The sequence below is a fragment of the Paraburkholderia sp. genome, assembly GCF_047605525.1.
GTDB lineage: Bacteria > Pseudomonadota > Gammaproteobacteria > Burkholderiales > Burkholderiaceae > Paraburkholderia.
In genome coordinates, this window is sequence record NZ_JASGFN010000021.1 from 1 (window position 1) to 13,441 (window position 13,441).

Annotated in this window: 13 protein-coding genes; 5 read left to right on the top strand and 8 right to left on the bottom strand. The window is 66.1% G+C overall.

Annotated features, from left to right (window positions below):
* Positions 1–99 precede the first annotated feature (99 nt).
* Positions 100–579, bottom strand: a complete 480-nt coding sequence (locus tag QM685_RS26385) for a glutathione peroxidase (protein WP_415120972.1) — start codon at positions 577–579, stop codon at positions 100–102.
* Between the two features lie 167 nt (positions 580–746).
* On the opposite strand from QM685_RS26385, the gene QM685_RS26390 reads away from it, so the two are divergent.
* Together QM685_RS26390 and QM685_RS26395 are read left to right on the top strand one after the other, a co-directional pair.
* A complete protein-coding gene (locus QM685_RS26390) occupies positions 747–2,696 on the top strand; it encodes an ATP-binding cassette domain-containing protein (RefSeq protein ID WP_415120974.1) in 1,950 nt (649 codons plus the stop codon).
* Positions 2,697–2,825: 129 nt separating this feature from the next.
* The gene (locus tag QM685_RS26395) at positions 2,826–3,905 is read left to right on the top strand and encodes a CaiB/BaiF CoA transferase family protein (RefSeq protein ID WP_415121204.1); all 1,080 of its coding nucleotides are present in this window, start codon (positions 2,826–2,828) and stop codon (positions 3,903–3,905) included.
* Positions 3,906–4,134: 229 nt separating this feature from the next.
* Here QM685_RS26395 and QM685_RS26400 read toward each other — a convergent pair whose 3' ends face one another.
* The 3 genes from QM685_RS26400 to alr all read right to left on the bottom strand — a co-directional run bounded on the left by QM685_RS26400 (position 4,135) and on the right by alr (position 7,024).
* Positions 4,135–4,413: a DUF2866 domain-containing protein gene (locus QM685_RS26400; RefSeq protein ID WP_415120976.1), complete on the bottom strand. Its 279-nt coding sequence runs from the start codon at positions 4,411–4,413 to the stop codon at positions 4,135–4,137.
* A 160-nt stretch (positions 4,414–4,573) separates the two neighbouring features.
* Positions 4,574–5,950: a DNA repair protein RadA gene (radA, locus tag QM685_RS26405; RefSeq protein ID WP_415120978.1), complete on the bottom strand. Its 1,377-nt coding sequence runs from the start codon at positions 5,948–5,950 to the stop codon at positions 4,574–4,576.
* 3 nt (positions 5,951–5,953) lie between these two features.
* Positions 5,954–7,024: an alanine racemase gene (gene alr, locus QM685_RS26410; RefSeq protein WP_415120980.1), complete on the bottom strand. Its 1,071-nt coding sequence runs from the start codon at positions 7,022–7,024 to the stop codon at positions 5,954–5,956.
* Positions 7,025–7,242: 218 nt separating this feature from the next.
* Here alr and lplT point away from each other — a divergent pair, with 218 nt between their 5' ends.
* Positions 7,243–8,550 carry a lysophospholipid transporter LplT gene (gene lplT / locus QM685_RS26415; protein WP_415120982.1) on the top strand — a complete coding sequence of 436 codons (1,308 nt, stop codon included), beginning with the start codon at positions 7,243–7,245 and terminating at the stop codon, positions 8,548–8,550.
* A gap of 82 nt (positions 8,551–8,632) precedes the next feature.
* Positions 8,633–9,439 (top strand): bifunctional hydroxymethylpyrimidine kinase/phosphomethylpyrimidine kinase, encoded by an 807-nt coding sequence (gene thiD / locus QM685_RS26420; protein ID WP_415120984.1) that lies wholly within the window; start codon positions 8,633–8,635, stop codon positions 9,437–9,439.
* Positions 9,440–9,469: 30 nt separating this feature from the next.
* Here the strand turns inward: thiD and QM685_RS26425 are convergent, their stop codons facing one another.
* From QM685_RS26425 to tsaB, 4 genes are all read right to left on the bottom strand, one after another.
* On the bottom strand, positions 9,470–10,456 hold the full coding sequence (locus QM685_RS26425; RefSeq protein WP_415120986.1) for a DUF1853 family protein: 987 nt from the start codon (positions 10,454–10,456) through the stop codon (positions 9,470–9,472).
* A gap of 128 nt (positions 10,457–10,584) precedes the next feature.
* On the bottom strand, positions 10,585–11,607 hold the full coding sequence (locus tag QM685_RS26430; protein ID WP_415120988.1) for a uracil-DNA glycosylase family protein: 1,023 nt from the start codon (positions 11,605–11,607) through the stop codon (positions 10,585–10,587).
* Entirely contained in the window at positions 11,594–12,088 is a 495-nt protein-coding gene (gene rimI / locus QM685_RS26435; protein ID WP_415120990.1) for a ribosomal protein S18-alanine N-acetyltransferase, read from the bottom strand. The genes QM685_RS26430 and rimI overlap by 14 nt, the downstream gene beginning before the upstream one ends.
* Positions 12,085–12,900 (bottom strand): tRNA (adenosine(37)-N6)-threonylcarbamoyltransferase complex dimerization subunit type 1 TsaB, encoded by an 816-nt coding sequence (gene tsaB / locus QM685_RS26440; RefSeq protein ID WP_415120992.1) that lies wholly within the window; start codon positions 12,898–12,900, stop codon positions 12,085–12,087. Before tsaB ends, rimI begins: the two co-directional genes overlap by 4 nt.
* A 179-nt stretch (positions 12,901–13,079) precedes the next feature.
* On the opposite strand from tsaB, the gene QM685_RS26445 reads away from it, so the two are divergent.
* On the top strand, positions 13,080–13,349 hold the full coding sequence (locus tag QM685_RS26445) for an acyl-CoA-binding protein (protein ID WP_415120994.1): 270 nt from the start codon (positions 13,080–13,082) through the stop codon (positions 13,347–13,349).
* Positions 13,350–13,441: the final 92 nt, after the last annotated feature.

A 13,441-nucleotide genomic window follows, 5' to 3' on the forward strand; every position in this document is an offset into this window, starting at 1 on the left:
CTCAAACCCCGTTTACACGGGATCCAAATTCAACAGCCTGCTAGGGCCTGTTCACAGGCCCTGGCGGTATTCGCAACGAGCAGGGCGCGGTGAGCGGCGTTACAGCAGCGCTTCGATATCCTCGGTGATCGCCTCGGGCTTCGTCAGCGGCGCATAGCGCTTGACGACGTTGCCGTCGCGGCCGATCAGGAACTTCGTGAAATTCCATTTGATCGCCTCGAGGCCGAGCAGCCCCGGCGCCTCGCCGGTCAGATAGCGGAACAGCGGATGAGCGTTCGAGCCGTTCACGTCGATCTTGTCGAACATCGGGAAAGTCACGCTGTAATTCTTTTCGCAAAACGCGCCGATCTGCGCGGCGTCGCCCGGCTCCTGCTTGCCGAACTGGTTGCACGGAAAACCGAGCACCGCCAGCCCGCGCGCCGCGTACGAATCGTAGAGCTTCTGCAGGCCCGCGTACTGCGGCGTGAATCCGCATTCGCTCGCGGTATTGACGATCAGCAGAACCTTGCCCTGATATTGCGCGAGACTCACTTCCTCGCCGCCGAGCGTGCGCGCCGAAAACGAATAGATCGATGTCATGTGCCCTCCCCGTGAAAGCCGTCAGTCTATGCCAAAAGCCTCGCCGATACAGTCGGCCGGATGGCCGATGGCGGCCTGGCGCGAAGCGACAGCCGGGCGATCGTCGCCTGCCGCCCGGCGACGCGCCGGGCAGTCTAGAATAGCGGTTTTCTTCAGCCGGCCACGTCGTGATCCGCTTCAATCAGTTCAGCCTCGCGCGCGGCACCAAGCCGCTTTTCGACAACACCACGTTCACCCTGAACCCCGGTGAAAAAGCCGGCCTCGTCGGGGCGAACGGCGCGGGCAAGTCGACGCTGTTCGCCGTGCTGCTCGGCGAGCTGCATGCGGACGGCGGCGATTTCTCGATCCCGCCGACCTGGCGCATCGCGCACGTCGCGCAGGAAACGCCCGCCGTCGACAAAACCGCGCTCGCCTACACGCTCGACGGCGACGCCGCGCTGCGCGACATCGAGGCACGCATCGCCGCCGCGTCCGCGGCGCACGACGGCGCGGCCGAAGCCGAGGCGCACGCGGCATTCGCGGATGCCGACGGCTATACCGCGCCGGCGCGCGCCGAAGCGCTGCTGCTCGGCCTCGGCTTCACGCTCGAACAGACCCGCGAGCCGGTCGGCAGCTTCTCCGGCGGCTGGCGCATGCGCCTGAATCTCGCGCAGGCGCTGATGTGCCGCTCCGACCTGCTGCTGCTCGACGAACCGACCAATCACCTCGACCTCGACGCGATCGTCTGGCTCGAAGACTGGCTGCATCGCTACGCGGGCACGCTGATCGTGATTTCGCACGACCGCGAGTTTCTCGACTCCGTCTGCAACGTGACGCTGCATCTCGAGAACCAGCAGATCAGGCGTTACGGCGGCAACTACTCGCAATTCGAAGTGCTGCGCGCGCAACAGATGGCGCTGCAACAGAGCGCGTACGAAAAGCAGCAGCGCACGGTCGCGCATCTGCAGAGCTACATCAACCGCTTCAAGGCGCAGGCCACCAAGGCGCGCCAGGCGCAAAGCCGTGTGAAGGCGCTCGAGAAGATGGAGCTGATCGCGCCCGCGCACGTGGCTTCGCCGTTCACGTTCGAGTTCCGCACGCCCGACTCCGCACCGAATCCGATGATGGTGATGGAGGACGTGCGCTGCGGCTATCGTGGCGAGGACGGCAGCGAGATTCCGATCGTCGAGCGCGTGATGCTGTCGATCCAGAACGGTCAGCGCATCGGTCTGCTCGGCGCGAACGGTCAGGGCAAGTCGACGCTGATCAAAACGCTCGCGGGCACGCTCGAAGCATTGAGCGGCCATGTGCGCGAAGGCAAGGGGCTGCGCATCGGCTACTTCGCGCAGCATCAACTGGAAACGCTGCGCCCGGACGACACGCCGTTGCAGCATCTCGCGCGCCTCGCGCCGGATACGCGCGAGCAGGAACTGCGCGATTTCCTCGGCAGCTTCAACTTCTCCGGCGACATGGCGACCGCGAAGATCGCGCCGTTCTCCGGCGGCGAGAAGGCACGCCTCGCGCTCGCGCTGATCATCTGGCAGAAGCCGAACCTGCTGCTGCTCGACGAGCCGACCAACCACCTCGACCTGGAAACGCGGCACGCGCTGACGATGGCGCTCGCGCAATTCGAAGGCACGTTGATTCTGGTGTCGCACGACCGGCATCTGCTGCGCGCGACCACGGATCAGTTCATGCTCGTCGCGAAGCATCGTCTGCAGGAATTCGACGGCGATCTCGACGACTATCGCGACTGGCTGCTGCAGCACGCGGCCGAGCAGCGCACGGCGCTGAAAGCCGGTGCGGGCGCGGCCGGTACGGCGAACGGCGCGGGCAATGCCGACAACGGGGTCAATCGCAAGGAGCAGCGCCGCCTCGAAGCGGAAACGCGTCAGAAGCTCTCGCATCTGAAAAAGCCGCTGCAAAGCCGTATCGCGAAGATCGAAAAGGAAATGGACGCGCTCAACGCGGAGAAGGCGACGCTCGATGCATTCGTCGCCAATCCCGCGAGCTACGAGCCCGAGCACAAGAGCAGGCTGACGGACGCGATCCGCCGTCAGGCAGACGTGAACGCGCGCCTCGACACGCTCGAAGCCGAATGGCTCGAGACGCACGAGGAACTCGAACAGATCGGCTAGCGGCACCTGGCGACGCGTTGTTGGCCGCGCCGCGCCGGCATCCACGGGAGCTTGGCTTTGTCATTTGCGAACTCATCGTCCGGGTCACAGGCGGCGCAGACGCTCACGGCGCCGCCCGCGCCGCCGCCGTTGCAAGGGCTGCGCGTGCTCGACCTCACGCGTCTGCTGCCCGGCCCGGTGGCCGCGCTGCGCCTCGCCGAGCTCGGCGCCGACGTGCTGAAAATCGAAGCGCCCGGTGCGGGCGACCCGACGCGCACGATGATGCAATCGTCGAGCGACCGCGTCGCGGGCCGGCCCGGCGCGTTTTACCGGATGGTCAACCGCGGCAAGCGCGAGACGCGCCTCGACCTCAAATCGGACGCGGGACGCAACGTGCTGCGCGCGCTCGCGGCCGAAGCCGACGTACTGATCGAGAGCTTCCGGCCCGGTGTGATGGAACGTCTCGGCCTCGGTTACGACACGCTGCGCGCGGCCAATCCGCGGCTCGTCTATTGTGCGATCACCGGCTATGGCGCGAGCGGCCCGTTCGCGGACCACGCCGGCCACGATCTGAACTACATCGGCTATGCGGGCGTGCTCGATCAACTGGCGGGCCGCGATGGCGCGCCGATCCTGCCCAACTTCCAGATCGCCGATCTGCTCGGCGGCGCGCTCGCCGCGGTCACGCAGATTCTCGCCGCGCTGTGGCACGTCGCGCGCGGCGGCGAAGGCCGCTTCGTCGACGTATCGATGACGCACGCGAGCTACGCGCACAACGTCGTCGCGCAGGTCGCGCTCGCCAACGACGGCACCGCGCCGGCCGCGGGCGCCGGTCTGCTCAACGGCGGCGTGCCCTGCTACAACCTGTATCGCACCAGCGACGGCCGCTGGCTCGCGGTCGGCGCGCTCGAGCTGAAGTTCTGGGAAACGCTGTGCATGGCGCTCGATCGGCCCGAGTGGGCGACGCGTCATTGGAGTCTCGGTCAGGCGATCGGCGGGCCGGACTCGGTGGCGCTGATTCAGGAACTCGCCGGCGTGATCGGCACGCGTACGCTCGACGAGTGGGTACAGGCGCTCGAATCGCTCGACTGCTGCGTGTCGCCGGTGTTGACGCCGGCCGAAGCCGCGCGGCATCCGCTGTTCGATCCGCGGACGTATACGGCGGCGGCAAGTGGGAGCGTAGACGAAGCGGACAACGGTGCGAGCAGCGGCACCGGCCGGGTGGACTAGCGCCGACGGCCAGGCCACGGAAGCCATGAAGAGAGAAGGCTCGCCGTGGCTTCAGGCGGGTTTATCGAAAGTTGCGGGAAAAATGTAGCGAGATGGAGTGAGCTCGAGTCGCCATCGCTCGGCAGGAAAAAACACGGCGAGTAAAACAACGGGCCAACCACCCGCCAACGCATGAGCACGAATCACAGCGGATGCAGATAAACAGCAAATCAAGCGCCCGCCCCTACCTTCAGCGCCGCGTCACAGTCTGTCTCGGCAGAGTCTGGCGCGGCGATTTTTCGTCGTCGTACAGCAGATGCTTGCGGCCTTCCACATGGCGGCTGATCGTGGCGCGCACTTCGGCGGCCGTCACGTCTTCGGCCACCACCCGCCGCGATATCTGCCCGGTCGTGTCGATCCATTCGACGATCCGGCAGGCGCCGCCCCAAGGCTGGAGAATCGGTGCGGAGACCCGGCAGCCGCGCACGTGGATGGGACGCTCGGCTGCGGTTTCGTATGGTTGTTTCAAAGCGCGATCCTTTTTCGGGCATCGGAAGGGATGCATTCCCCCGCAGCTTAGAAAAAAGGCATGGCGGCCAGGTTACAGACAATATGGAGATATTTACGGGGCATTACGGCGTGCAAGGTTCGCCACGCGTCCCTCGCGCGTGCTCCCCCCGCAAGCCCATCTAGTCGAGCGAGCGGACCCGGTCGATCGCCTGCTCGATCCGTTCGACCGCGACGACCTGTAAGCCTTCGATCGGCTGTTTCGGCGCATTGGCCTTCGGAATCACCGCCACCGAAAAGCCGAGCTTGGCCGCTTCCTTCAGACGCTCCTGACCGCGCGGCGACGGCCGGATTTCTCCGGCGAGCCCGACTTCGCCGAACACGACGAGCCCCTTCGGCAGTGGTTTGTTGCGCATCGACGAATGGATCGCGAGCAGCACCGCGAGATCGGCGGCGGGCTCGGAAATCTTCACGCCGCCTACCGCGTTCAGAAACACGTCCTGATCGAAACAGGCAATGCCCGCATGGCGATGCAGCACCGCGAGCAGCATCGCGAGCCGGTTCTGTTCGAGGCCGACCGCGAGGCGCCGCGGATTCGGCGCGTTGGCCGCGTCGACGAGCGCCTGCACCTCGACCAGCAACGGCCGCGTGCCCTCCTGCGTGACCAGCACGCACGAGCCCGATACCGACTGCTCATGCTGCGACAGAAACAATGCCGACGGATTCGCCACGCCGCGCAAGCCACGCTCGGTCATCGCGAATACGCCGAGCTCGTTGACCGCGCCGAAGCGGTTCTTGATCGCGCGCACGAGGCGATACGACGAATGCGTGTCGCCCTCGAAATACAGCACCGTATCGACGATGTGCTCGAGCACGCGCGGACCGGCGAGCGCGCCCTCCTTCGTCACGTGGCCGACCATGATGATCGTCGTGCCCGACTGCTTGGCGATGCGCGTCAACTGCGCCGCGCACTCGCGCACCTGCGCGACCGAGCCCGGCGCCGAAGTCAGCGCATCCGAATAGACGGTCTGGATCGAGTCGATCACGGCGACGTCGGGCTGCTGCCCGGCGATCGCCGCCTGGATTTTTTCGAGCTGGATTTCCGCGAGCAATTGCAGCTCACTCGCCTTCGAACCGGGTTCGAGCAGCGAGAGCCGTTGCGCGCGCAACGCGATCTGCGCGTCCGATTCCTCGCCGCTGATATACAGCGCGCGTTTGTCCGCGGCGATTTCCGCGAGCGATTGCAGCAGCAGCGTCGATTTGCCGATGCCCGGATCGCCGCCGATCAACACCACGCCGCCCGGCACGAGGCCGCCGCCGAGCACGCGGTCGAATTCGCCGACGCCGGTGGAAAAGCGCGGCACGTCCGAGGCTTCGATGTCGGCGAGACGCCGCACCGGCGTATTCTTCGCGAGCGACTGGAAACGGTGCGTGGACGGCGTCTCGGCGACCGATTCGACCAGCGTATTCCACGCCTGGCACGCAGGACATTGACCGGACCACTTCGGCGACTGTCCGCCGCATTCGCTGCAAACGTACAACGTCTTCGGTTTCGCCACACGTTACTCCGCGCGGACCGGCACACGCTGCGCGATCGCGCACATCAGCTCGTAGCCGATCGTGCCGCAGGCCTGCGCGACGTCGTCGATCGGCAGCGCGTTGCCCCACAGCTCGACGCGCGAGCCGACATTGGCGGTCGGCACCGGGCTCAGGTCGACCGTCAGCATGTCCATCGATACGCGCCCGACGATCCGCGTGCGCACACCGTCGACGATCACCGGCGTGCCTTCCGGCGCGATACGCGGATAGCCGTCCGCGTACCCGCACGCGACCACGCCGATGCGCATCGGCCCGCGCGCGGTAAACGACGAACCGTAGCCGACCGTGCTGCCCTCGCTGAGCGTCTGCACGGCAATCAGTTCCGCCGCGAACGTCATCGCGGGCTGCAGGCCCGTGCCCTCGATCGCGGCCGTCACGCCCGACGGCGACGCGCCGTACAGGATGATGCCGGGACGCACCCAGTCGAAATGCGCGCTCGGGTGCCACAGCGTCGCCGCCGAATTCGCGAGGCTGCGCGCGCCAGCAATGCCTTGCGCGCCGCGCTCGAACGCTTCCATCTGATACGCGATGCCGCGCTCGCCATCGGCATCGGAAAAATGGGTCATCAAGGTGATCTGGCCGACGCCCTGGCACGCGCGCGCGCGTTCCCACGCGGCATGGAATTTTTCGACCGTATAGCCGAGCCGGTTCATGCCGGTGTTCATCTTCAACTGGATATTGACCGGTTTGGACAGGCGCGCCATTTCGAGCATGCGCAACTGCTCGTCCGAATGCAGCGCGGTGGTCAGGCTGTAGCGGTCGATCACATCGATATCGGTCGGACGAAAAAAGCCTTCAAGCAGAAGAATCGGGCCCGCCCACCCCAATTCACGCAACTTCACCGCTTCTTCGAGGTCCAGCAACCCAAAGCCGTCGGTTGCGCGCAAACCCGGAAACACGCGCGCGAGGCCATGCCCGTACGCATTGGCCTTCACGACGGCCCAGATTTTGGATTTCGGCGCATAACGCCGGGCGACGGCGAGATTATTGGCGAGAGCGGCGGTATGAATCGTGGCTGAGAGGGGGCGCGGCATGGGAATTTTTCGTAAAGACACTTGCGAATCAGCGGCTTACAGGGCGTTTTCAGCGCTCAGCGGCCCGCTGGGCGGTGCGATCAAGGATTCTGCTAGTCTGAATCCAGCTATTTTCATGATATAAAGCCGTGCGCACAACCCATTTCGATCGGCATAAGCCCGGACGCATGACAAACGGCCGGGGCGGACAGACCGCAGCGAGGACAGCATCGCATCAGATGAAAAAAGGTTTTTACACCATCATGGCCGCGCAGTTTTTTTCGTCGCTGGCCGACAATGCGCTTCTGATCGCCGCTATCGCACTGCTGAAAGATCTTCACGCTCCGAACTGGATGACGCCGCTGCTCAAGCTGTTCTTCGTGCTGTCGTACGTCGTTCTTGCCGCCTTCGTCGGCGCCTTCGCCGACTCCCGTCCGAAAGGACGCGTGATGTTCATCACCAATACCATCAAGGTCGTCGGCTGCGTGACGATGCTGATCGGCGCGCATCCGCTGATTGCCTATGGCATCGTCGGTTTCGGCGCGGCGGCCTACTCGCCCGCCAAGTACGGCATTCTCACCGAACTGCTGCCGCCTGACCGGCTCGTCGCCGCGAACGGCTGGATCGAGGGCACCACGGTCGGCTCGATCATTCTCGGCACGGTGCTCGGCGGCGCGCTGATCAGCCCGCATATCGCCGCGCCGGTTCTCAGGCAGCATATTCCCACCGTCAATACTCCGGCCGAAGCCGCGATGCTCGTGATCATGGGCATCTATATCGTCGCCGCGCTCTTCAATCTGCGCATTCCCGACACCGGCGCGCGCTATCCGAAACAGGAGCACGGGCCGATCCGTCTCATCACCGATTTCGCCGACTGCTTTCTCGTCCTGTGGCGCGACAAACTCGGGCAGATTTCGCTCGCCGTGACGACACTATTCTGGGGCGCGGGCGCGACGCTGCAATTCATCGTGCTGAAGTGGGCCGAGGTGTCGCTCGGCATGTCGCTCTCCGAAGCGGCGATCCTGCAGGCGGTGGTGGCCGTCGGCGTGGCGGGCGGCGCGATCTTCGCGGCCTCGCGCGTGCCGCTGAAGAAGTCGCTGTCGGTGCTGCCGGTCGGCATCATGATGGGCATCGCCGTGATGCTGATGGCGTTCTACACGCGCGAGCTGTTCCCGCCGCACTGGGGCGTCTATTTCGGCCGCATGCACATACCGGGCTATCTGGTCTTCGCGTACATATTCCTGATGCTCGTGGGCGGGCTGTCGGGCTTTTTCGTCGTGCCGATGAACGCGCTCCTGCAGCATCGCGGGCACGTGCTGCTGTCGGCGGGGCACTCGATTGCCGTGCAGAACTTCAACGAAAATCTGTCGGTGCTCGTGATGCTGTGCCTGTATGCGGTGCTCGTGTGGCTCGACGTGCCGGTCACCGCGGTGATCGTGCTGTTCGGCACCTTCGTCTGCCTGATGATGTGGCTCGTGATGCGGCGCCACCAGGCGAACCAGCGCGCGTTCGATTCCGTCGCGCTGATCGGCGAAGCCAAGCACTGAACCGCGACTAGCCGGCGGGCCGTTTCAATCGCCAGCCGGCCGCGGCAAACCTGCGCGCGCCCTCCTTCTTCCTCGCCCGACCATGACCCAACCGATTCCCAATGTGCTGACGATCGCCGGTTCCGATTCCGGCGGCGGCGCCGGCATCCAGGCCGATCTGAAGACTTTCTCCGCGCTCGGCGCCTATGGCGCGAGCGTGATTACCGCGCTGACCGCGCAGAACACGTGCGGCGTGAGCGCGATTCATGCGCCGGATGCCGGCTTCGTCACCGCGCAGCTCGATGCGGTGTTCGACGATATCCGCATCGACGCGGTGAAGATCGGCATGCTCGCGAATGCGCCGATCGCGCGCGCGGTCGCCGACGCGTTGCGGCGTCACAAACCGAAACACATCGTACTCGACACGGTGATGATCTCGAAGAGCAATCATGCGCTGCTGTTGCCCGATGCAGTCGCGGCGGTGCGCGACGAACTGCTGCCGCTCGCCGATCTGCTGACGCCGAATCTGCCGGAAGCGGCGGCGCTGCTCGGCACTCAGCCCGCTACCGACGAAGCCGGCATGGTCGAACAGGGCGAGGCGCTACGCGCGCTCGGCGCACGCGCGGTGCTGATGAAAGGCGGCCATCTGAGCGCGGCCGACAGCCCCGATTGGCTCGTGCAGGAAAGCGGCACGCTGCGTCTCGGCGGCCCGCGCGTGCCGGTGAAGAATACGCATGGAACAGGCTGCACGCTGTCGTCGGCAATCGCGGCGCTGATTCCGCAGCGTGACGATCTGGCGGGCGCGGTCGCGGATGCGAAGGTTTATCTGACCGGCGCGCTGCAGGCGAGCGAACGGCTCGATGTCGGCAGCGGGGTTGGGCCCGTGCATCATTTTCATCGGTGGTGGTGACGGGCCGGGTTCGCCTCTTGCGACGCCGCGTTATTGCTGCGCGTAACGCCGTGCCTGCGCGGGCCATTCGTCGGGCACGATAAAGCCGCGCGAGCGTTCGATCAGATGGCCCGCGTCGTCTTCGGCGAACGCGGCAACCATGACCGGTCCATGCTGATCTGAAATCTGCGCGGCGAGCATAAGTGCATCGACGTACGACGCATCCGCTGCTTCGGGTTGCTCGCGTTGCACCGTCGTCGATCGCGGCGCAAGCCATTCGAGCCGCGGCAACGCGCGCCACCTGTTTGCATGCGCGAGCGCGAAAGCCGGCCAGTCGCCGCGCGTCGCCCACCAGCCGCGACCGTGCGCCGGGTCGAGTTCGACCGGATCCTGCGGCGTGTCGCCATGCCGGTAGAACAGCCAGCCTTTGACGAACATCTGCGGCGTCCACGTCCCTGCATAGCCGGTCGATGCAAACTCGTCGCGCGCGCTCAATGGCAACTGATGATTGAGCAGATGCGCGAGCTTGAGGTCAAAGCGGTCCTTCAGATTGGGACCGACGTAATCGGCGAGACGTCCCGTCGCTGAATCGCCTGCATTGCCCGCATGCAGATAGCATTTCACCGCGAGCTCCCAATGCAGCCGCGCGCCCTGCCGGCTCTGCACCAGAAAATCGCATTCGCCGAGCGTGACGCCCGCGTGCCGCAAAGGCACACCGGCCGCAATGAGCCGGGCCGCCGGGCCATGCTGCAGGAACCAGCCGAGCAGCCGTTCGGCGTAGCGGCCAAGACGCGTGATGCGCGTCGCCGCGAGATCGCGATGCAGCGGCTCGGGCACGGCGTCGAGCGCATATAGCCAGTCGATCGTGGCCGGCAATTCTTGCGGCGTGTCGAAGGGATTCGCGAGCGCGCCCATCGGAAGTTGCGGGCGCAGCAGATCGGGACTCAGCAGCAGCCACGCAAGATCGCGGACGGCCGGGTCGCGCAGTGGCTCGCGCGGCAGATCGCGTGGTGAATCGGGCGTTACGCTGAACGGCATACCGGATCGAATGCCGGAATGCACGCCAAACCGCGCATCGCCTCGCATACCGAGCAGCGCGCCGAAAAGCTCGGCACGGCGGGGGGGCACGGCGGCATCACGCGCCGCCGGCTCTTCATCGCGCGGGGTCACTTTGATTCGTTCGACGGCGCGCCGCCGCCCGCGAGCCACGTATCGCGCGCGAGGCACAGATCCGCCCAGGCCTTCGACTTGTCGGGCAGACTGCGCAGCAGATACGCGGGGTGATACGTGACGATCACCGGCACGCCCTCGTATTTGTGCACGCGGCCGCGCAGCGACGAAATGCTCGCCTCGGTCTTCAACAGGCTTTGCGCGGCGAAACGGCCGAGCGCGACGATCAGCTTCGGCTTCACGAGCGACACCTGGCGTTGCAGATACGGCTCGCAACGCGCGACTTCGTCCGGCTGCGGATTGCGGTTGCCGGGTGGACGGCACTTGATCACGTTCGCGATATAGACGTTCGTACCGCGCGCGAGCGCGAGCGAACGCAGCATGTTGTCGAGCAGCTTGCCCGCCTGGCCGACGAACGGCTCGCCCTGGCGATCCTCGTTCTCGCCGGGCGCTTCACCGACGAGCATCCAGTCGGCATTGCGATCGCCGACGCCGAATACCGTGTTCGTGCGCCTCTCGCAGAGCCGGCACGACTGACATGTGGCAACGCGCGCAGCGAGCGCATCCCAGTCGAGCGTGTGGATGGCCGGCAGCGCGGGCGCGTCGCGATGCGCTTCGGTGGGTGTGGGCGCGCTCGCGGCTGCATCGTCGAACCACGCGAAGTCGTCGTCGGGTGGAGCGTCGAAGTGTGGCGGTTCGGGTAATGGCGGCCGCTGTTGCGTTGCCTGCTGCCGCGGCGCGGCGTCTTCGTATGGCGGCGCCGAGTTACGTTGTGCCTGTGGCTGCCGTATGTCGGCGGATGCGCGCGTCGGCTCGCCAGCGGCCTGCGGCGCGGGCTCCGCGCGAGGTGCGCTGCGCGGGCCTTCCTGCGCGGATTGCGACACCGCATCCGCTTGCGTCGACGCGGCGGCATCCTGCGCAGCGCCCGCCTCAGCCGCTGCCTCCCCCGCCGCCATCCCGCGACGCACCCACAACGGCGCGAGTCCGAATTCTTCCAGCACCGATTCATGCAGCGCCATCTGCGCCCTCCGTGACAAACGAAAGACGCATCACGATCGCGTCTTCCCGGCCGCGATGACGCGCCGGATAGTAATTTTTGCGCCGACCGATCGATGCGAAGCCGAAGCGTTCGTACAACCGGATCGCCCGATGATTCGACGGCCGCACTTCGAGCAGCAGACCCTCGAGCTTTTCGGCGCGCGTGACGCGCACCGCCTCGCGCAGCAGTGCGAGGCCCGCGCCCGCGCCCTGCGCCTGCGGCGTGACGCATAGGTTGAGCAGATGCATTTCGTCGACCACCGGCATCAGCACGCAATAACCGATCAGCGTCCCGGTGACGTGCCGCAGACAGACGCCGAAATAGCCGTTGCGCAGCGAGTCGCCGAAATTGCCGCGGCTCCACGGAAATTCATACGCGAGCTTCTCGATTGCGGCGACCTCGTCCAGGTCGCTTTCGGTCATCGGCGACATGTAGCGGTCCGCGAGCAGCACGCCGCTCATGGACGCGCCTCGTCGCTGGGCGTGTGCGCGGGCGCGCCGTCGCGCGAGCGCCTGGCCGCCTGCCCCGCTTTGGCCGCCTTCTCGGCGATGCGCTCGGCCGTGGTCTGCGCGACCTTGTTGCGCACGTATTCGGGCGCGGCCTGCTCCGCGGACACCGTGCGCCCGGCGTGAAACGCGCGCAGTGCCGCGTACGCGAGCGGCACCGCATGCGGCAGCGCTTCGCCATCGACATTCCGCGCAGCCGCGACCGCGGGCAACCGTTCACCGAACGCGGCGGCCGCGTTGCCGGCAAGCGTGAACGGCACGTCGGGCAGCACCAGCCGGTCCGGCGCATCGAGCGAAGCTGCCTGCACCGTGCGCCATTCGCGCTGCGCGTCGTCCCACGCGTAGTCGGCCCAATAGATTTCGTCCATGCGCGCGTCGAGCGCGGCGAGCACGCGCGTGGTCGACGGATTGCGCAGGCGGGCGCTCTCCGCGCACGCGAGCAGTGTGCCGATCGGCACGACCGGCAGATTCAGGCCGAATGCGAGCCCCTGCGCGACGCCGGTCGCCGTGCGCAGACCGGTAAACGAGCCGGGACCGGAACCGAATGCGATCGCATCGCAGTCTCCGAGCGCGAGACCGGCTTCGTCGAACAGTTCACGGATCGCGGGGAGCAGGCGCGTGCTGGAAACCGCGCCGGTCTGTTCGTGGCGCAACCAGATGCGAGGTTCGGCGGTGGGCTGACCAGCGGCATCGACGGACACGGACAGCAACGCCGCCGAACAGAATTCGGTCGAGGTATCGAGGGCAAGGAGCACTGTTTGAGTCATGGACCGTATTGTAATCGGCACCGTGCGCGCGGATGGTGGTTTGCGGGCGGTTTGCGCGGGTGCGCGGCTCGCGTTCGCAACCGCCGCCGTTTGGAATAAGTCCTCGGCCCCGTGACGTCGCTCCGTTGTTATGATTTTCAGCCGATCTCATCCAATCCCGCCTCGCGGGTCAAACGACCATGACCGATATCAATACCCAGTTCGCGCAAGCCCAGGAAGACGTCAAGCAACTGCCCGAGCGCCCGGGCAATCTCACGCTGCTGCGTCTCTATGCGCTCTTCAAGCAGGCCAGTGAAGGCGACGTGCACGGCGACAAGCCGGGCTTCACCGACATCGTCGGCAAATACAAGTACGACGCCTGGGCCGCGCTGAAGGGTACCGCGCACGACGCTGCGAAGCAGCAATACGTCGAACTCGTCGAATCGTTGAAGAGCGGCGCCGCGGCCTGAGACCATTATGCTTGCCCCACTGCCCCAGGATGACCACCCGGCAACGCGGTGGCAGCCTCGGGGCGGCTTCGGAACACTTCCCAGGCGACAAG